Origin of the sequence: uncultured Lacinutrix sp. (genome assembly GCF_947500325.1) — a bacterium.
Lineage (GTDB): Bacteria > Bacteroidota > Bacteroidia > Flavobacteriales > Flavobacteriaceae > Lacinutrix.
On record NZ_CANMRQ010000086.1, the window covers coordinates 1 to 589 of the forward strand.

The 589-nt window shown below is 33.4% G+C and carries 1 protein-coding gene; it reads left to right on the forward strand.

Translation table 11 applies throughout. The features are described from left to right. A partial coding sequence (locus Q0997_RS20285) for a SprB repeat-containing protein (RefSeq protein WP_299892550.1) occupies nt 1–589 on the forward strand: 589 nt, incomplete at both ends.

A 589-nucleotide genomic window follows, 5' to 3' on the forward strand; every position in this document is an offset into this window, starting at 1 on the left:
ATACTGCGACTATAATTACTGTTGTAGGACAAGATGGTACGCCTACTGCTAGTGGAGACTATTATTATGATTTTAATAATACTGGATTCTCTACAACAAATACATACACTGTTAATAATAATGGTACTGTACAAACTATTAATTACATTGTTAGAGATGATAATGGTTGTGAAGTAACAGGTTCTGTAACTGTAGATCCTTTAAATTCACCAACAGATTTAGACTTTTCTGCAACTCCTATTACTTGTTTAGTGACTACGAGTACTGTTACTATAACTACTACAGGTGGAGACGCTCCTTTAGCTTATGAAATTTTATCACCAGCTAGTGCTACAACAAATGTTACTGGTGCTACAACTGGAATTTTTACTGGATTAACTCCTGATAATTATATTTTCCAAGTGACTGATGCTAGTGGGTGCCCATATCAAGAACTATTTGTAATAGATGACGTAGATAATATTTTAGTTAATGGTCAATTAATTAGTGACGTAACTTGTAATCCTGGAACAGATGGCGAAGTATTATTTACTGTTACCAACTTTACAGGTACTTATAGTTATTCTATTAATGGAGCTCCTGTTGTTAC